The sequence below is a fragment of the Arthrobacter sp. HLT1-20 genome (assembly GCF_054510895.1).
Map to the genome: position 1 here is coordinate 52,495 of NZ_JBTNDR010000012.1, position 19,607 is coordinate 72,101.

General features: G+C 62.9%; 14 protein-coding genes and 1 tRNA gene. 1 reads left to right on the forward strand and 14 read right to left on the reverse strand.

Annotated features, from left to right (window positions below):
- Window positions 1-94: 94 nt before the first annotated feature.
- From ACX80Q_RS08595 to ACX80Q_RS08660, 14 genes are all read right to left on the reverse strand, one after another.
- Window positions 95-2,803 (reverse strand): LuxR C-terminal-related transcriptional regulator, encoded by a 2,709-nt coding sequence (locus ACX80Q_RS08595; protein WP_459330112.1) that lies wholly within the window; start codon window positions 2,801-2,803, stop codon window positions 95-97.
- A 12-nt stretch (window positions 2,804-2,815) separates the two neighbouring features.
- A complete protein-coding gene (locus tag ACX80Q_RS08600; protein WP_459330113.1) occupies window positions 2,816-5,530 on the reverse strand; it encodes a helix-turn-helix transcriptional regulator in 2,715 nt (904 codons plus the stop codon).
- Window positions 5,531-5,695: 165 nt separating this feature from the next.
- The gene (gene pth / locus ACX80Q_RS08605) at window positions 5,696-6,268 is read right to left on the reverse strand and encodes an aminoacyl-tRNA hydrolase (protein WP_459330114.1); all 573 of its coding nucleotides are present in this window, start codon (window positions 6,266-6,268) and stop codon (window positions 5,696-5,698) included.
- A 9-nt stretch (window positions 6,269-6,277) separates the two neighbouring features.
- A complete protein-coding gene (locus tag ACX80Q_RS08610; protein WP_459330115.1) occupies window positions 6,278-6,844 on the reverse strand; it encodes a 50S ribosomal protein L25/general stress protein Ctc in 567 nt (188 codons plus the stop codon).
- A gap of 415 nt (window positions 6,845-7,259) precedes the next feature.
- Window positions 7,260-8,096, reverse strand: a complete 837-nt coding sequence (locus ACX80Q_RS08615) for a hypothetical protein (RefSeq protein WP_459330116.1) — start codon at window positions 8,094-8,096, stop codon at window positions 7,260-7,262.
- A gap of 281 nt (window positions 8,097-8,377) precedes the next feature.
- Window positions 8,378-9,358 (reverse strand): ribose-phosphate diphosphokinase, encoded by a 981-nt coding sequence (locus tag ACX80Q_RS08620; RefSeq protein ID WP_459330117.1) that lies wholly within the window; start codon window positions 9,356-9,358, stop codon window positions 8,378-8,380.
- Between the two features lie 39 nt (window positions 9,359-9,397).
- Entirely contained in the window at window positions 9,398-10,846 is a 1,449-nt protein-coding gene (gene glmU, locus ACX80Q_RS08625; RefSeq protein ID WP_459330118.1) for a bifunctional UDP-N-acetylglucosamine diphosphorylase/glucosamine-1-phosphate N-acetyltransferase GlmU, read from the reverse strand.
- 102 nt (window positions 10,847-10,948) lie between these two features.
- Window positions 10,949-11,023 (reverse strand) — tRNA-Gln (locus ACX80Q_RS08630).
- Between the two features lie 215 nt (window positions 11,024-11,238).
- Complete coding sequence (locus ACX80Q_RS08635) at window positions 11,239-12,075, reverse strand: hypothetical protein (protein ID WP_459330119.1); 837 nt, start codon at window positions 12,073-12,075, stop codon at window positions 11,239-11,241.
- A gap of 196 nt (window positions 12,076-12,271) precedes the next feature.
- Entirely contained in the window at window positions 12,272-14,050 is a 1,779-nt protein-coding gene (locus ACX80Q_RS08640) for an ABC-F family ATP-binding cassette domain-containing protein (protein WP_459330120.1), read from the reverse strand.
- A 44-nt stretch (window positions 14,051-14,094) separates the two neighbouring features.
- A complete protein-coding gene (locus tag ACX80Q_RS08645; RefSeq protein WP_459330121.1) occupies window positions 14,095-15,126 on the reverse strand; it encodes a 4-(cytidine 5'-diphospho)-2-C-methyl-D-erythritol kinase in 1,032 nt (343 codons plus the stop codon).
- 2 nt (window positions 15,127-15,128) lie between these two features.
- Window positions 15,129-16,007, reverse strand: a complete 879-nt coding sequence (rsmA, locus tag ACX80Q_RS08650; protein WP_459330122.1) for a 16S rRNA (adenine(1518)-N(6)/adenine(1519)-N(6))-dimethyltransferase RsmA — start codon at window positions 16,005-16,007, stop codon at window positions 15,129-15,131.
- A gap of 96 nt (window positions 16,008-16,103) precedes the next feature.
- Window positions 16,104-17,261: a transglycosylase family protein gene (locus tag ACX80Q_RS08655; protein WP_459330123.1), complete on the reverse strand. Its 1,158-nt coding sequence runs from the start codon at window positions 17,259-17,261 to the stop codon at window positions 16,104-16,106.
- 260 nt (window positions 17,262-17,521) lie between these two features.
- Window positions 17,522-18,415 (reverse strand): TatD family hydrolase, encoded by an 894-nt coding sequence (locus ACX80Q_RS08660; protein ID WP_459330124.1) that lies wholly within the window; start codon window positions 18,413-18,415, stop codon window positions 17,522-17,524.
- A 126-nt stretch (window positions 18,416-18,541) separates the two neighbouring features.
- Between ACX80Q_RS08660 and ACX80Q_RS08665 the strand changes: the two genes are divergently transcribed.
- The gene (locus ACX80Q_RS08665) at window positions 18,542-19,606 is read left to right on the forward strand and encodes an AAA family ATPase (protein ID WP_459330125.1); all 1,065 of its coding nucleotides are present in this window, start codon (window positions 18,542-18,544) and stop codon (window positions 19,604-19,606) included.
- Window position 19,607: the final 1 nt, after the last annotated feature.

Genomic DNA, 19,607 nt, shown 5'->3' on the forward strand with positions numbered 1-19,607 from the left:
ACTTAGGCGCTGAGTGGTCACGGCTGGTTCGAATGGCGAGGGGTCCCAGGGCAGGGTCACAGGGCAGCGGCCAAGCTGCTGCCAGGCGCAGGTCCTAGAAAAAGAGCTCGGCGGTCAGCTCGTCACGGCCGGAAATGCCCAATTTGGCATAGCACCTGTAGAGGTGGCCGCCCACGGTTCGGGCGGACAGGTACAGCTTTTCAGCGATGGCGCGGTCGGAGAGACCCTCCACCGCCAGCATGGCTATCTCCCGCTCCCTGCGGGTGAGCTGTACCGGGGCACCCTTGGCCACAACGGCTGAGCCAAGGGCCAGCGCGGACCGCGCGGCCGGTCGCGGCACAGCCGGCGGTGCATCATTGGGCGTCAGCGGTGCTGCATCAAACACGGTAGCCGTGAACCAGGAATCCTGGCTCATCTGTGGCGAACTTCCCTGGGTCAATGTGGATGTTTGGCTGGCAGCGTGGTTCTTGGTCGGAGCAGAGAGCTGTTGGCCAAATTCCATGATGGCCTCGGACCAGGCGCCTTCCACCGTCTGGGAAATCTGCAGCAGGCGGTCCAGAACAGACTTTTCGCCCAGTTCGGCCGCGATGGCCAGCGCGTTGAGTTCAAGGAGGGGCGCCTGCTGGTCCCGGGCGACGTCGGCCAGGGCAAGCAGTGCCGCCAGCCCGGCGCCGTCACGGGCATGGTACTCGTGCGCCGCCGCCATGTAGGCCCGTTCGTGGGCTGTCACCAGGAACATAGCAGGCTTTTCCTCATGTTCGCCAATGAGGCGTGCCGCCAGATCCCGCTGGCCCAGTTTGGCGGCAGTGTAGGCGGCCATCGAGGTGCAGAAGCCCAGCAGTTGCTGCGGGTCGCTGTCCCGGAGGGATTCAATGGCCGGAAGCAGCGCATCCACGGCGTCCTGCAGGAGTCCCTGCCGGATGAGACCCATGCCGCGGGCTACGTTGGCGCCGCCGCCAAAGGTGATAATGACTGGCCCCGCATCCACAAAGAACTGGTCAAGCAGCGAGGCGGCGAAGGGCAGGTCACCGGAGCAGAGGGCCGTGGTCAGCTGGCGGAACACGATCATTTCGGGGATGAAAAAGACGTCGTACAGTTCCGAATGTTCTATGGCGAACGCCTCGGCTGAACGTTGTTGGCTTTGTGTCGCGAGCCCCAGGGCGCACAGCCGCTCGGCATCCATGGCCAAGGCAATCGATGTATTCACGCGCATTTCGTCGTCCGAAAGCGCCGGGCTGCCGGCCAGCACGGTTTCTATGAGCGGCAACATGCGACCGTAGTCACCCTTGTGGGAGAGCACCATGAGTTCCAACAGCGCAGTCTTGTGCAAAACGTTGTCCCGGATGGTGTCAGCCTGCTCCGGCAGCGTCGCCATGAGCCGTTTGCTGGCGTCCTGGAGTTTGTTGATATCCGCTTCCATGCTGGCGGCCGGCATGCCCAAGGCCAGGCGGGTGGTGGCGCGCAGGAGTGCACCAAACAGCAGCTCGTCCAGGTTGCTGGCCGCATCAAAGGCGTCGTCGAGCAGCCCCGCAGCTTTTTCATAGCGGCCCAACATGTAGTGGGCCCTGGCCTGGACCGCCCGCACCTTCAATGCGGGGTCGGTCGCTGTGATGCCGTCAAGCAGTTCCAGCGCCAACGTGGGTTGGGACAGCTTGCACGCAATCAGGGCAGCGCGCAACAGTTGCTCCGGCGGAACTTCCAAGCCGCTGTCCACGGCCCAACTGACCCTGCGCAGGAGGGCCTCGGTTCCCATGGGCCGGGTCTGCAGCTTCTCCAGCAAACTGTCGTGCAAAATGCGGCTGTGGGCGGGGGGCACCATCTGCCTGATGACCTCCCCGTAGATGGGGTTGGCAAGCCTGAGCACGTTCTCTTCCAGGAACTGTGACTGGACAAGCTGGCGGCCAAGCAGTTCATCAACGGCCTCTTTGCCGCTGATTTGTTCCACCATGTCCCGCGACACCGGTTCGGCCAGCGCAACAAGGTCCAGTGCCGATTCGGCTGCCCCGCTCAAGCCACGAATCTGCGCCCGGACAACGTCGCGGAGGTTTCGCCCCACCCGATGGTGTCCCAAGCGGTACACCCAAATCCCACGGCTCTGGGTGAGCAGTTCGTCGTCGAACGCCTCAGCGACGAGCATCTTGAGCAGCATGGGATTGCCGCCGGAGCAAGACCAGAAATACCAGCTGGTTGGCAGCGCCACCGGCGCACCCAGCATGGCCTGGAGGAACTCGTGCCCCTGGTCGCGGGTGAGCGGATAGAGGTCTATGGTCTCGGCGCTGCCGCCGCTCCACAGCCTGGGCAGGGGCTCGGGCAGCTGGAGGTTGCGCCGGTGTGAGGCAAGCAGTTTGATGGTCCCGGAGAGCACCAGGGTCACCAGAAGTTCAGCCGTAGAGCGGTCAACGGCGTGCGCATCGTCAACGATGACCAGAGGGAGCCCGGACCCATGGGCCACCTCACGGCTCGCCGCGATGGCCCCCAACACCGCCCGGAAAACATTGGTGCGGATGCTGAGGTCATCACTGGTGACGTCACCGAGCAGCGGCGCGAATGCCCCATAGGGCACGGCGCTCAGGGAGGGTGTGCCGTGGATGGTCAGCACGGCCCGCGCCGCCGAGATTTCTACGGCCAGGTGGCGCAGAATGCTGGAGGCGCCCAGTCCGGTGTCATAACGCAAAATGACAGCCTGGCAGTCCTCATTGCCAAGGGCAAATTCAATGTCGGCGAGTTCGCTCTGGCGCACGAACGGAGATTGGGCAGGCAGGGGAAACGATGCGCCACCGTGCTCCTGATCATCATGGCTCATCAGCGTCACCACCTAAAGCAACTCGTTGCGGGAGCTGAGGCCAAGCTTGGAAAATATTTGGTAGAGGTGCCCCTCAACCGTCCGGATGGATACTCCCATCCGTTCCGCAATGGCCTTGTTCGTCATGCCCCGGCCCGCCAGCTTGGCAACCTGCATTTCGCGTTGGGTCAGTTTGACCCCCTCGGTGGCTGGCGACAGCGGGACGACTGTGGAGCTGGGGGTCAGGCGGTCAATGCGCGCCTCGGCTTCCTTGGCTTGCCGCGTATACCCGCCTGCATGGGCAAGGTCCAGGGCCAGAAGGGCGCAGCGCAGTTCAACGGCGGCCAGCTCAAGATCCTGCGCCACCGCCGCCGCCAACAACGCCTTTTCCGCATCCTTGCCCAGAAATGCCTGTGCCATCAGCCCGGACAGCTCAGCCATGGGCCCCTGCCCCTGGGCGGCCGCGGCTTCCATGAGCGCCAAGTCCTTCTCGCGCGCACTGATGGAGGCGCCAAAAAGACTCAGGTAGGCCAGGGTGTACCTGCCGGCCTCGAAGTCTTCCTGCGCAGAAGCGGCCAACGCCTCCGTTGCCTCCGGGTCTCCCAGCCACCGTTCTGCCATGAGGGTAAAGAACCGGGTCACAGCCAGATTGACCCACGCGGTGGTGGGCGCCAAATTTTTAGCGAGGGCAAGGTACTTGGCTGCTTCGGCATCGTTTTCAACCTGGGCCAGGGCGTAGGCCAAGGCGGAATAGGCCAGCTGGGTGCAGTTGTAGGTATCGCGGATTTCCAGTTGTGCCACGGCTGCCAGAAGGATATCAGCCGCCTCCAGACCCTTGCCCGCACAAACGTAGGCGATGCCCAGGCCCAATTCAATGATTCCACCGTGATACTCCGAGCGGCGTCCCATGGTCACGAGCATGTCGGTCAGTATCTCAGCACTCGCCCGCCATTGCCCGGACCAGACCAGGGCCAGGACCAAACCATGCAGGTGGACATCCGGCTGCCGAATTAGCCGGGAAACCCCCTTGAACTGCGGGGCAATCTCACGCGCCAAATCAACAGCATCGAGTTCCCTGCCCGTGGCCGCCCACACAATAACTAGCAGGCTCCCGCAGTAAAGGCTGTAGTCAGCATCAACCATCTCCAGGTAGCCGGCCTCCAGCGCCTCCGCCGATTCGCGCAGCAAGCCAATGTGGACTTGGTACTCCCACTGGGCCAGGTTGATGTTTCGTATGGCTTGTTCCACGTGGGCGGGCTCATGGCCGGGCTCATTGACTCTTTCCGACTCAGCCCGCAGCAGATCCGGTACTTGTGCCAATCCCCCGTCCACCCAAAGCAGCGCGCAGCACAATTCCCCCACCCACCCGGAATGGTCGGCAATGTTCAGGCACTGATCCGCGACTTCCTTGGTTTCAAGAATCTCAGCCAGTGCCCTGGGATAGTCGGCCAGCAGAGCATAGGCGGCGCTTCGTTCAAGGGCGGCGTAGACGGAGTATGCTGTGCCGCCATCCACGGCGTCGGCGAATGTTATGGCCAGCAAGGGGTCGGAGTATAGGAGTGCCGTCCTGGCCACTGACAGTGCCACCTCGGGTATCAGGGGGATCCCGGCGTCGTTGGCCCACGTGGCAAACACCAAAAGTTCCTGCCGCGAGAACTTCTGCGAATCCAGTGAAACCACATCAGTCAACTTGCGGTAGAGGCGGGCCTTTTCCTCCCGGCCCAGCATGCCCCGGACAGTCTCAGCCATAAACGGTTCCGCAAGGGTGGTGTAGCGCCCGGCGTTCGCGCTGATGGCGAGATACTTGCGTTCTTCCATCTCATACAGCGTGTCTGCGCCCAGAACCTCCAACGCCATTGACAGCGGGACCCGCTGAACCAGCGACATCATTTCAACGCCGTGGCGAATCTGGGCGGACTCCCGCTCCAGCCTGGCCTGGACCAATTCCGCCAACAGGCTGGTGGGTTCGGCGGAACGTTCGCCGCTGAGCACCCACGTGTCATGGTGCTGCACCAGGTGTCCGCGGTTGATCTCTTCATGGACCAGAGTGTGCAGGACCAGCGGATTCCCGCCACTGGATTCGTGCAACGCGGCCACCGACGCTGACGCTACTGAACCACCCAGTGCCTTGGTGATGAGAGTCCGCACTTCATCCTTGGTGAATTGACCCAGGACCAGCTCCGAGAGCAGGTCGTCCTTGAGCAACCACATTAAGTCCTCGGGCAGGTCGTTGGTGGCCCGGGCTAAAACCAGCACCTTGGCCACCCCGCTGAAGACCAGGTGCATCAGGACGCCCATGCTGGACGTGTCAATGGTTTGCAGGTCATCCAGGACCAGGACCACCCGCCGTCCTTTCGCGTCCAAGTGCACCAGCTCGGCAATTCCCTGGATGATGGAATTTGCTGATTGCATGCTGCTGTTTTCCAACCGCGCCAAGTGCAGGCCCCAGATCCCGAACGGGATGGTCGTTTCGGTGTCCAGGCCAAACAGCTTGACGAAATGCGTGGTGCTGGCGATGCGCGCTTCAACCGACCGTGCCAGAGTGGTTTTTCCCACGCCGCGCGGCCCGATGACCACCAGGCCGTGCGTATGAGGGTCAGCAAGCCGTTCAACAGCCATGTCAATGAGGTCTTGTCGGATAAAGGATGACCAGCGACGGCGTTCGGCTGCGCCCATGTCGCGGCGGCCAGACCTTTGCTCGGCCGGATCGCCCCGCGCGGGAGACCAATCACCCCAGACGCTTGTCATAGCCCTTTCCCTTACATCACGAGAGACCTGACGGGTACCAAGAGGTACCTCAGTCGCAATTAGGGAGATTCTAACAGCGTTTCAAGCGTGCTTGGCCAAGATTGCGGATCACTTTGCCGTGGCGGATTCAGGCAATGCACCCAACGCTGACTACGCTTGCGCGTTTTAGTTGAATTTGTCCTGCGCAGCCAGGAGCCCGCCGCTCACCAGAAGTTCCACGGCGTCGGCCGCGTTGTCGATCAGGAAAGGGAGGGCCTTGTTCTCCGCGGTGGAGAAATCGCGCAGCACGTGGCTTGCGGCGTCGGCGCGGCCGGGGGGACGCCCCACACCGGCACGGACACGGTAGTAGTCCTTGGTGCCCAAGGTTTTGGAGATGTCGCGCAGGCCGTTGTGGCCGCCTTCGCCGCCGCCGAGTTTCACCTTGACCGTGTCAAAGGGGATGTCAATCTCGTCATGGATGGCAATCACATGATCGGGGGTGAGGTTGTAGAACTTCGCCAGTGACGCCGTCGGGCCTCCACTGAGGTTCATGAAGGTTGTTGGCTTGGCGAGGATCACCTTGTGCCCGCCCACGGACAGCCTGCCCGTGGCCACCAGCGCCTTGGCTTTGTGGGTCTTGAAAGTGGCGTCCATGCGGGAGGCCAATTCCTCCACCACCATGTAACCAATATTGTGCCTATTACGGCTGTAGCCGGGCCCGGGGTTCCCGAGCCCGACTACAAGCCAAGTTTCACTCATAAGTGATTATTACTCTGCAGCTGCTTCAGCTTCAGTGACAACGGCGGGCTCAGCGAAGTGAACGATCAGCACGGTGCCTTCGGTAACCAGCAAGGAGTTGGCCGGCAGGACCAAGTCGGATGCGTGGATGTGCGCGCCAGCGGTGCGGCCTGCAATGTCAACCTCAACCTTGACAGGTACGTGGGTTGCATCAGCGGAGAGGCTGATGGTCATGGTTTCCTGGTTGACAACTACCGAGGCAGCAGCTTCGCCAACGATGACCACGGGAACGTCAACGTCAACCTTCTCGCCCTTCTGGACGGTCAACAGGTCGATGTGCTCAACGATCTGCAGTACGGGATCCTTCTGGACATCCTTCACCAGGGCGAGGTGCTCAACGCCATCAACCGTGACGGTCAACAGGGCGTTGGCGCCGCGGATGGCGCGAACGGTTTCGCGCTCCGGCAGAACGATGTGCAAGGGAGCAACACCGTGGCCGTAGATTACTGCGGGGATCTGCTTGGCGCGGCGGATGCGGCGTGCGGCGCCCTTGCCGAACTCGTTGCGTGCTTCACCGATCAGGTTCAATTCAGTCATGAAAAAAGCTCCTTCATTCTTTAGTGTGGGCGTGGACTAAACAGGTCAACACAATCCACCACACGAATGCAAGGAGCGTAGAAGACCTAGTCGATCACGGACGTGTTGCTTTCGCAAGCGTCCCTCGCCAAGGTTTACTGCATAATCCTACCAGAACGACGCCGTACCACTAACCTCCCGCTGGGCGCAGCCGCTGGCTTTGGCCATGCGCCTCGGTGGAGGCCAGCACCGCGCATACGCAAAGTGTTCTTGGGCTATGCGCAGCCGCAGACTCCCCCGCTGCGCCCGTGTGACAGCTGCGCCGCGGTGGAGGCCAGCGAAGCGCATAGGCAAAGTGCTCTTGGGGCATGCGCCACGGTGGAGGCCAGCGAAGCGCATAGACAAAGCAAAATGGGTCGCATGACAGGCCAGATGGTCACTTTGTTTCCGAGCTGATGGTTGCAAGTGCCTGGCGCACCCAGTCGCAGAGGAGGTCGGGCCGGTGGAGCACCATTTGTGCGCTCACTCGTAGGCACTTCCGGCCCTCGATGACCAGCATGTTGTTCCGCACCAAATCGTCGGCCCACCCGGACGGCGTGTTGTGGTATTTTTCCCCATCAGTTTCTAAGCCAAGCAGGCCTTCTATGAGCAGGTCCAAGTGCCCCACGTTCTTGACGTAGAACTGGCTCTGGACGTTGTAGCCTTGCTGGCGCAAGTAGTACCTGGCCATGGTTTCCACAATGGACATGGACTGTGGATCAAGCATCTCGATGATGGCTCGCCCCTTGGCCCCCGTCCGTCCCGTGAACGCAGCCCGCAGTTGGGGAATGGTGCATTTTTTGAGGACTACCGCCGACTCCAAAACAACCAGCGCTTCCACTTCGGTGCCACACTGGACGCATTGACGCAGGATGTCCATCAGCGTTTGGGGGCCACTGACCCGGTGGACAACACATCCAGGAACTGGCCGTCCATGGGCTGCGGCCACATGTGGCGATTCTGGTGCCTGGATGATCCACAACCCCAGTTGTTCAGCTTTGCTGAAACAGGTCCGCCTCGCCTGGTGCTTGGCAAGCCGAACATCCAGAGGGTCTGCATCTGGCAGTGCCACATAACCGCGGCCAACCCTTCTGATCAATCCCTTGCTCTCCGCCACGCTGATGGCCCAGTCAGTGCAGCCGCTGACCAACAGATCCTTCCGCCGCGCAACTTTGCCCCGCCGAGCAATTTCGGCCACCACCGTGCCGCCATTTAGGTCTTCTTGATGTGCCATGCCCCCATGGTGTCCAAACAGCGTTGGCCGCGGTAGCCCCGGCGTCGTCAATGTGGACAAGGGGCTGCCCAGCATCGATTGTGGATGAGTCAAATCGGCAAATTATGCGCCGCGGCAGGCACCAGCGCTGCGCATCCGCAAAGTGTTCTTGGGCTATGCGCAGCCGTCAAGGCCAGCGCTGCGCCCGTGTGACAGCTGCGCCACGGTGGAGGCCAGCGCGGCGCATACGCAAACGGCCGCCTCCCAAAAAGGAAGCGGCCGTCTGTTGTTAGAGCTAAGTGTTATGCGTTGCCGTCGAACAGGCTGGTCACGGAGCCGTCCTCGAAGACTTCCTTGATGGCGCGTGCCAGCAACGGCGCAATGGAGAGCACCGTCAGTGTTGGGAAACGCTTCTCTTCCGGGATGGGCAGCGTGTTGGTGACAACCACTTCGCGTGCACCACAGTTGGCCAGGCGCTCGGCGGCCGGATCGGAGAAGATGGCGTGCGTTGCGGCGATGATGACATCCTTGGCGCCGGCATCCTTCAGGACGCGAACGGCGCCGGCAATGGTTCCACCCGTGTCGATCATGTCATCGATCAAAACGCAGGTGCGTCCCTCAACCTGCCCCACAACAGTCTTGGAAACGGCCTGGTTGGGCACTGTCAGATCGCGTGACTTGTGCACGAAGGCCAGCGGCGCCCCACCCAGGCGCTCGGCCCACTGCTCAGCCACACGCACACGGCCGGTGTCGGGAGAGACCACAGTGACCTCGTCGTCGCCCACGATGGTGCGGATGTGATCAGCCAGCAACGGAATCGCGAACAAGTGATCAACGGGGCCGTCGAAGAAGCCCTGGATCTGCGCGGTGTGCAGGTCAACGCTCATGATGCGGTCCGCACCGGCAGTCTTGTACAGGTCCGCCACCAGACGTGCCGAGATCGGCTCGCGGCCGCGGCCCTTCTTGTCCTGGCGTGAGTACGGGTAGAACGGCGCCACCACTGTGATGCCGCGGGCGGAGGCGCGCTTCATGGAGTCAACCATGATGAGCTGCTCCATGAGCCAGTTGTTCAACGGGGCCGGGTGGGCCTGGATGATGAACACTTCCTTGCCGCGCACGCTCTCGCCGGAACGGACGTAGATTTCCCCGTTGGCGAAGTCGTAGGCAGACATCGGCAGCAGCTCGGTGCCCAGGCAGCGCGCCACTTCTTCAGCCAGTTCAGGGTGGGCGCGGCCGGAGGCCAGGACCAGTTTCTTGTCGACGTTGTGGCTAAGTTCGCTCATGGGTTCGCTTTCTCGCAATGGTGGGGTAGTTGAGAAGTCTTAGTTGCCGGCATTTTGCGCCGCTTGCGCGGGAATGCTGCCGGGCCGGTTGGCCAGAGTCCAGCCCTCGGCGTTGCGCTGGGGTGCCACGGTCAGGCTCAAGGCACCCGCCGGAACGTCCTTGCGCACAATGGCGCCGGCACCCGTGAAGGCGCCGTCGCCCACAGTCACCGGAGCCACGAACACCGTGTTGGAACCCGTGCGCACACCCGAGCCGATGATGGTGCGGTGCTTGTTTACGCCGTCGAAGTTGGCCGTTATATTGCCGCAGCCAATGTTGGTGTCCTCGCCGATCTCGGCATCCCCGGCATAGCCCAGGTGGCTGAGCTTGGAGCCGCGGCCGATGGTGACGTTCTTGGTTTCGTAGAACGCGCCAATCTTGCCGTCGGCACCCAGCACGGTGCCCGGACGCAGGTAGGTGAAGGGGCCAACGTGGGCGCCCTCGCCGATGATGGCGCCGGAGCCGTGGGTGCGGGCAACTTCCGCCCCTGCCGCGATCTGCACGTCTGTCAGGGTGGAATCGGGACCGACGACGGCGTCGCGCGCCACTGTGGTTTTTCCGTGCAGTTGGGTGCCGGGCAGGATGGTGACGTCTTCGGCGAGCTGCACAGTGGAATCGATCCAGGTGGAGGCGGGGTCAATGATGCTGACGCCTGCACGCATCCAGGCCTCAACGATCCGGCGGTTGTGCTCGGCACCCAGCGCTGAGAGCTGCACGCGGTCGTTGGCGCCTTCAACCTGCCAACGGTCCGTGGTGGAGACTGCGGCGACCCGGCCGCCGTCGGCCCGGGCCAAAGCCAAAACATCCGTCAGGTACATTTCGCCCTGGTTGTTGTCAGTGGTGACGCTCTTCAGCGCCGTGCGCAGGACGGCCGCATTGAAGGCGTAAATGCCTGAGTTGATCTCGCGGATTTCGCGTTCGGCATCCGTGGCGTCCTTGTGCTCGCGAATGCCCAGCACGGTGCCGTCCTCGTGGCGCATGATGCGGCCGTAGCCGGCGGCGTCGTCGAGAACTGCTGTCAAAACGGTGACGGCGTTGTGGTCTGCCGCGTGTGTGGCAACAAGCTCGGCCAGCAGCTCGGTGGTCAGCAGGGGAACATCGCCATAGGTGACAACCACTGTCCCGCTGACTTCTTCACCGGCGTCCAGGGCATCCAGGGCCTGCTGGACTGCGCGGCCGGTGCCGGGGATTTCATCCTGATCCACGATCTGGGCGTCGGCGTCAAGGGCTGCAATGTGACCGGCCACCAGATCGCGCTCGTGGCGGACCACCACAGCGAGCTTGGCGGGGTTCAGGCCCTTGGCTGCTGCCAGGGCGTGGCCCACCATGGAAATCCCGCCGAGGGGATGGAGGATCTTGGGTGTGCGCGACTTCATTCTGGTGCCAGCGCCGGCAGCCAAAACAATGACAGCTGCTGGTGTATCGGTGGGGATGTCTTGGGGGCTCACTAAGTGGCACTCCTGCCCGGACCAGAGTCCGTTTAAAACGTACGCAATGGGAAACTATTCCATGGTACCTGCTCGGGCCTTATGCCAGATCGCGTCCAAAAGTGGTTCCGCCCATAGGATTCGAACCTATACTCCACAGCTCCAAAGGCTGGGGTGCTGCCATTACACCAGGGCGGACCGTGCGCTACATGCTCTCACGTGTTGCTCACGAGAATATAGTGTGCCACGCCCGGGGCATATTTCGCGACTTGAGAGCAACCGTGGCGGGCAAATTTGCGCCGCCACGTGTCAAAGGTCACAGCGCTTTAGGTGCCGGGCGCAGGGTGCTACGACTTCCGCGCACCGTTGTTGACGGATGTGGCGCAGCTTTGAAAGTGGCGCCACATCCGGCACTAACCGCGTGCAGAAGCAATAGTCTTGAGGGCATTGCGGACCCACTGGAGCAACTCCTCGGGGTAATACATGGCCACGGCGGCTTTGAAATGCAGGGTGGGGATGCCTTGGACAGTGAGCACATTGCCTCGCCGCAGATCTTCCTCCCACGCCTTGGGGTCATTGTGGTACTTCTCCCCATCGATTTCCAGCCCCAACACCCCGTCCACCAGTGCGTCAAGGTGCCCCATTCCGCGAATCGCCGCCTGCCCCTGAACATTGTGGCCAGCTTCGAGGAGATGGTACCGGGCGCACGTTTCCGCAATGGACTGGGATTGCGGGTCAATCATGGCCACAATTCTTCGAATGCGGGCGTCCTTCCGCCGAGTAAACACCCGCCGCAGTTGCGCAATTGTGCAGTGTTTCAGCACAACCGCCGATTCGAAGACACACAGTGCTTCCAACTCGGTGCCACACTGTGCACAGTGCCGCAGGAAGTCCCAAAATGACAGTTTTCCCTGCGCCCTGTGCACAACGCAGCCGGGGACGTCCCTGCCATGTGCGGTTGCAACATGCGGGCGCACAGGACGGTGCAGCACCCACAAACCGAGTTGCTCAGCGCGGCTGTAACAGTCCAATGCGCCCTGGTGCGTTGCCAGCAACTCGTCTATGGCGCTCGCTTCCGGTACCGCGAACACTCCGCGACCGATTTTATGGATGGTGCCGGCGGCCAAGGACTTGCCAATGGCCCAATCCGTGATGCCGCGGGCCACCAGGTCCTTGCGCCGCACAGCCCCGCCCAGCTTGGCAATGAGTGACTCCACTGACGGCGGGCTTGGGCTGATCCGTGTGTTCATGGCACCATGGTGGGCCAAAAGGTCGGCTCGCAACAGCCCCGCCGTCGTCAATGTGAATAAGTCAGCCTCCCGAGCAGCTGTGGAGGAACCACCGACTTTGTATGTGCGTGCCGTTGTCGAGGGATGTGGCGCCACTTTGAAAGCTGCGCCACATCCCTGCGTAACGGTGCGCAGGACTAGAAAATTCAGCCGCGGGCTACTCCAGGACGGCCGACGCGTCCAGCCACTCCAGTTCCAGGCCCTCGCGCTCCACGGCAAGCTTGGCCAGCTTCGCTTGGAGGTCGGCCAGGACGTCGTACTCGCCCACGTGCGCAGCCATCTTCTCGTGCAGCTTGGCCTCGGCGGCGGAGTTCTTGCCCAGCTGGCGCTCCAAACGGTTCAGCACCTTGCGGGCATCACGCTTTTCGCCCTCCGTGGGGCCCGACGGCGCAGCGACCGCGGCAGGGCTGCCAGAGGAAGGTGCCAATCCGGCGTTCTCACGCAGTTCCAGGTACTGGTCCACACCTCCCGGCAGGCCGCGCAGCTTGCCGTCGCCCAGGAGTGCCATCTGGTGATCGGTGACGCGCTCCAGCAGGTACCTGTCATGCGAGACCACAACCAGGGTGCCGGGCCAGCCGTCGAGCACATCCTCCACGGCGGCCAGGGTATCGGTGTCCAGGTCATTGGTGGGCTCATCGAGCATGAGCACGTTGGGCTCCCCCACCAGCAGGCGCAACAGCTGCAAACGCCTGCGCTCACCGCCGGAGAGATCCTTGACCATGGTCCACTGCTTGTCCTTGGTGAAGCCGAGCTGCTCCACGAGCTGTCCGGCGGTCATGTCCTTGCCGCCCACCTCGAAGGAACGCTTCTCGCGCTCGATGACCTCAATGACGCGCATGTTCAGGACATCATCGAGCTCCTTGACTTCCTGCGTCAGCACGGCGGTCTTGACAGTGCTTCCGCGCTTGACCTTGCCGGACGACGGCGGGACCTCGCCGTTGAGCAGCTGGAGCAAGGTGGTCTTACCCGCACCATTGACGCCGACCAGGCCAAGCCGCTCCCCCGGAGCCAGGCGCAGGGTGATGTTGTTAAACAGTTCCTTCTCCCCATAGCTCAGGGAGACGTTCTCCAAGTCAATGACGTCCTTGCCCAGGCGGGCCGTGGCCATCTTGGACAGCGCCACAGTGTCGCGCGGCTCCGGAACGTCGGCAATGAGAACGTTGGCGGCCTCAATGCGGAACTTGGGCTTGGCCGTGCGGGCCGGCGCCCCGCGGCGCAGCCAGGCCAGTTCCTTCTTCACCAGTTGCACGCGTTTGGACTCCATGACGGATGCAGAGCGGTCGCGCTCGGCGCGGGCCAGAACATAGGCGGCGTAACCGCCGTCGAACGGGTCAATGATGCCGTCGTGAACTTCCCAGGTGCGGGTACACACTTCATCCAGGAACCAGCGATCGTGGGTGACCACCACGAAAGCGCCTTCGTTGGCCCGCCAGCGCTGCTTGAGGTGCCTGGCCAGCCAGGCCACGCCCTCAACGTCCAGGTGGTTGGTGGGCTCATCGAGCATGATGACGTCGTCATCACCAATGAGCAGCTTGGCCAGGGCCACGCGGCGCTTCTGCCCGCCGGAGAGCGAGTGGATGTTGGCATGCCAGTCCACCTCGCCCACCAGCGCGCCCATGATTTCGCGGATCTTGGGGTTGGAGGCCCACTCGTGATCGGCCGCCTCACCCACAATCGCGAAGCCAACGGTGTCGTCGCCGTCGAGCACGTCGGTCTGATCCAGGTAGCTGACCTGGACGCCGCCGCGCACCGTGACACGGCCGGAATCCGGGCTCTGCCGCCCGGCCAACAGGCGCATCAGCGTGGACTTGCCGTCGCCGTTGCGCCCCACGATGCCAATGCGGTCCCCTTCTTCCAGGCCGACACTGACACCGTCGAGGACGGTTCGGGTGGCGAAGGCGACGCTAAGATTTTCCCCGCCAAGCAAATGAGCCACGTGGTACCACTTTCCTTACAACAATGATTAAGAGGACAAAAAATTTAGGGAATGATTGCGGCGCCGTGCACGGGGCCTTCCACGGCCCACGCCTGGTGGCCGTGCTCCAGCAAGGCGGACGCGAGGTCACCGGCGTCGTCGGCACTGGCCGCGAGGAACGCCAGGGTGGGGCCGGAACCGGACACCAGGGACGCCAGCGCACCGAGCTCGTCCCCCAAGGCCAGCACCTGCGTCAGGGACGGCGCCAAACTTTCCGCCGCGGCTTGGAGATCGTTGCGCAGGTGGGGTGCCAGCGCGTGCGGATCCCCCGCCCGCAAGGCCGCCAAAACCCCGGCCTCAACCTGCTCCGGTTCGCGCACCTCTTGCCCGGCCTCTGTCCGCAGCGCATCGAGAGTGCCATACACAACGGGCGTGGACAGCCCAAAACCTGCCGGCACCAAAACCCAGTGCAGGGGGGTGGGCGCCAAGGCTGCCGTGAGCCTGTCACCAATTCCAAGCCCGACGGCGGCACCCCCCAAAAGCGCGAACGGCACGTCGGCGCCCAGTTCGGAGCCCAGTTGTGAGAGTTCCTCGCGGGACAGGCCGGTATGCCAGAGGGCGTCGCAGGCCACCAGGGTTGCTGCGGCATCCGCCGAGCCGCCACCCATGCCGCCGGCGATGGGGACATGCTTGGTAATTTCTATGTGGACGCCGCTGGGGTTGGCGCTGATGTCCGCCACCAGCAGTGCGGCCTGGACGGCAAGGTTGCCTTTGTCCAGCGGAATATTCGCCAGGTCCGCGGGATTCAACGAGCTTCCCGCACCGATGCTCACCGAAATGTCGGCAGCGTCCGTGCCTGGCTTGGCCGTCACCACGACTTCTTCATAGCGTGAAACAGCCAAGTACGTGCTGGCCACGGAATGGTAGCCGTCCGGCCGGAGCGGTCCCACCTGGAAGAAGGCGTTGATTTTGCCCGGCGCCCGCACCTTCACCCGGCGCGGGTGGGGAGCCCACAAGGGGTCGTTGGCAAAGTAGTCAGCCTCGGACGACTTATTCGGCCCACCTGCCGTGCCGGCAGCCTTGTTGGAGGGATCCATAACTAAACCGTGGCGGAAATCTTGGCTTCGGCAATACGCGCATAGGCGCTCACGTCGATGACTTCGCCGCGGGCACTGGGGTCAACCCCGGCGTGGCGCAGGTACGCCTCAGCCTGCGCGGCACCGCCGGCCCACCCGGCCAGAGCCGCGCGCAAGGTCTTGCGGCGCTGGGCGAAGGCTGCGTCGATGACGGCAAAAACTTCTTCACGGCTGGCGTGAGTCACGGGTGGTTCGCGGCGGGTGAATTCCACCAGGCCGGAGGAGATCTTCGGTGCCGGCCAGAACACGTTCATGCCAATGACGCCGGCCTTGCGCATCTGCGAGTACCAGGCGCCCTTGACCGACGGCACGCCATAGGTCTTGGAGCCGGGGCCGGCCACCATGCGGTCGGCCACCTCATCCTGGACCATGACCAGCCCGTGCTTCAGCGAGGGGAAGTGCTCCAGCAGGTGCAGCACCACAGGCACCGCCACGTTGTACGGCAGGTTGGCCACCAGGGCTGTGGGCTCGGCTGGAAGTTCGGTGACACGCATGGCGTCGGAAAGAACCACGTCCAGGTTTCCCGCCAGTGCGGGGCGGAACGCGGCAACCGTGGAGGGCAGCTTCGCCGCCAGGACCGGATCAATTTCAACGGCCACCACGCGGGCGGCGGCATCCAGCAGGCCCAGGGTCAATGAGCCAAGGCCGGGACCCACCTCCAGGACCGTCTCGTTGGGGTCCACCTTGGCTGCGGCAACGATGCGCCGGATGGTGTTGCCATCAATGACAAAGTTCTGTCCCAGTGTTTTGGTGGGACGGACGCCAATCTCCTCCGCTAGGCGGCGGATCTCGGTGGCACCCAGCAGTGGCTGGGTTGCGGGGCTGGGCTCGGGTGCGGTCACTAAATAATCGTAGCCGCTATTAACGCACTCACTCCCCTGCTGGCATGAAAACCGGCAAGGGAGTGTGTGATTAGAACTGTATTTGGGTGCCCGGCGTCAGCCTGCGGCGTGTGCGCAGCCCCACGGCTGCAGGCCGCGGTCGGCGTAAACCTTGTTGGCGATGTCAATCTGCTGGGCCTTGGTGGCCAGGCTGGCGTTGGGGGCGTACGCTCCGCCGCCGGCACCAATCCAGGTGCCGATGTCGAACTGCAGGCCACCGTAGTAGCCGTTGCCATTGTTGATGGACCAGTTGCCGGTTGACTCACACTGGGCGATGGCATCCCACATGGCTTCGTTGGACATGGCCGGTGCCTTGGCTCCGGTGTTGCTGCCGGCGGTTGCCTCGGCCTTGGGCGCGGGGCGTTCCTTGCTGCCGACAGTGATTTGGGCGGCTACGGGGGCCACAACAATCTTGGACCCGGTCTCGGTGCGGCTGACCACTGCACCGTCAATGGTGACAGTCCGGAAAGTCTTTTCCAAGCTGCCGGCAACGCCTTCGCGGGTGGTCTTCTTCTCATCCTTGAACAGTGTTGCGTCCACTTTTTGCTCGGACTCAAAAGGCACGGCCTCGGTGGCCTTGGCCGTGCCGCTGGTGTTCACCCGGGTCACCTTGACCACCATGTTTTCCACCACCGGGGCCACGCCCGGTACGGAAACCTGATCCGTGGCGGCAACTTTCAGGCCCGCCTCGGACAGCACGGCGGAAACATCCTGCGCCGTGGTGGTCTTGACGGTCTTCTTGCCGTCGGCCACCAGGGTGACCTGCTTGGGAGTGATGATGCTGATGTCACTGGAGTTTGCCAGCAGGGTGTCGGCAGGAACCGACAGGCGCGCATTGGCTTCGATGCCCAATTGGCTGATCAATCCGCTGATCTTGGTGGAGGTGGTGGTGACGGTCTTTTCCGCACCGTCCAGGCTCACGGTAATGTTTTTGGCCGTATTGACGGTGACGACTTCACCGTCGGCAACAGCCTTGTCCAGCTCGGGGCTGACGTGGTCTTCTCCGGTCACGCTCACATTTGCGCCCTTGAGCACATCTGCCACGGACCCGCCGAAGGCTTGAACTGAACTGCTCTGGCCATCCACCACCAGGGTGACTGACTTGCTGGCACCGGCGAAGGTGAACAGTCCGGCCACCAGGGCCACCAGGACGGCAGCTTGGCCGGCAAGCTTCAAAAAGCTCAGTTTGCCGTCGGTTTTGTAGAGAAAATTCACTTGTTCCCGTAACTACTAGAGCACCCGGGCACGGAGAAGTTAGGAAGCAATCCTGAACAGATTTACTCCGCAAACCACCGCGGAGGGCACTGCACAAAATTGTTCTTGCGAACAGGCGCCCCGGATCACGAACAAGGCGTGACTCCGGCAGCATTTGATCCGTTGGCCTTCCCCGACCACGGCTAATAGTTCCCCAGCGTAACCTAATCGTGATCAAGTGGACAAGACTTGATAACGAAAAAGTGAGGAACGGTACAGCCTTAATCAGCCCAGGACCCGTAGACGGCCTCCGTATTTTCACGGATGGAAAGGCTCAGTTCGTTGACGTCCCGGCCCAGAATCTGTCCCATGCTTTGCACCGTGTAGGGCAGCATGTAGCTGGCATTGGGCCGCCCACGGAAGGGGTGCGGCGTCAGGAAGGGGGCGTCCGTCTCTGCCAGGATCAGTGCCGGATCGGCAACCGCAAGCGCCTCGCGAAGATTCTTTGCATTCTTAAACGTCACCGTGCCCGAAAAGGACATGTACCAGCCGTTCTCATTGCAGATCCTTGCCAGTTCGGCGTCCCCGGAGAAGCAGTGAAAAACCAGGCGCGACGGCGCACCCACCTGTGCCAAAATGCTCAAGACGTCCTCATGGGCGTCACGGCAGTGGATTTGCAGCGCCAGGCCGCGCCGCTTGGCCATGTCAAGGTGTTCGCGGAAGGAGTGATGCTGGGCCGCCACACCGTCCTCCCCGGTGCGGAAGTAGTCCAGGCCGGTCTCGCCAATGGCCCTGATCCGGGGGTGCGCGGCCATGGCATCAATCTGCGCCAGCGCATCATCCAGGGCGCCGTCCTTGGCGAGCAAAGGGGCGTCATTGGGGTGGATGGCCACGGCACCCAACAGGCGGGGATCGGCGTCGACCGCCTGCACCGTGAAGCGGGAGGACTCCAGGTCGCAGCCCACCTGCACGGCGCCCGCAATGCCCACAGCCTGCGCCGCGTCGAGGGCTGCACTCAATTCAACGGGCGAGTCGCCAAAGTCAAAGTGGGTGTGATTGTCATAGACAGGCACCTCCAAGGCCATGGGCGCCGGAGCAAAATCGCCCTTGTGCGTGCCGCCACGGGAGGCGGTCTGTTCGGGGCGGTAGGGGCGGGGAATATGGTCAGTGCACATAGCCCACCACTTTACCGTTTGGAGAATTTTGCACGCGGTGGGGCGAAAAGGCGTTCAGGATAGTAGCGTAGGTCACAATAGTGGTGGCGGGGAGCGCATTGGTGATGAATGTTTGAAAGGCGGAGCATGCACGCGCAGGAGACTTTCACGGCGGCCTCGCCGGCACCGCCTGGCAATCCGCCGGCTGCACCGTTTCACGCGCCGCGCGCCATGGACAGCGAGCGCTTTGCCCAGCTGAGCCAGAGCATCATGACAGTCATGAACACCGTCATTGATGGCAAGGAAGAGGCCGTCAAGCTGGCGTTGACTGTGATGCTGGCCGGCGGGCACCTGCTCCTGGAGGACGTGCCCGGGGTGGGCAAGACCCTGCTGGCCAAGGCGCTGGCCCGCACGGTTGATTGCACGGTGAACCGGATCCAGTTCACCCCCGATCTGCTGCCCAGCGACATCACGGGCGTGTCCATTTTCAACCAGTCAACCCAGACGTTCGAATTCCGTCCCGGGGCCATTTTTGCCAATCTGGTCATTGGGGATGAGATCAACAGGGCCTCGGCCAAGACACAGTCGGCACTGCTGGAATCCATGGCGGAGCACCAGGTCAGTGTTGACGGCACCAGCTATACCCTGGAAGAACCGTTCATGGTGATTGCCACCCAGAATCCCATTGAAATGGAGGGCACCTACCCCCTGCCGGAGGCGCAAAGGGACCGTTTCATGGCCCGCATTTCCATGGGCTACCCGGACACCACGGCGGAACTGGCCATGCTGGAAACCCACCAGTCGGTCAATCCCCTGGACTCGGTGCAGCCGGTGGCCTCGGCGCAGCAGGTGGCGGCGATGATCGAGCTGGTCACGGAGATCCACGTATCGGCCGCCGTCAAGGCGTACACGGTGGACATTGGCCAGGCCACCCGGGCACACCCTGACCTGCGCCTGGGCGCCAGCCCGCGGGCGCTGCTGCAGCTATTGCGTGCTGCCAAGGCCGCCTCGGCCCTTGCCGGACGCGGCTTTGTGCTCCCTGACGACATCCATGACCTTGCCCAGCACGTCCTGGCCCACAGGTTGATCGTTGAGCGCAGGGCGGCCAGCCAGGGTGTCACGGCGGCCAGCATCATCACCGACGTGCTGGCGGCCATTGCCGTCCCCGGAATGCCCGACGGGCGTGCCGCAAAGGACGCCCGAAACCGCTAGG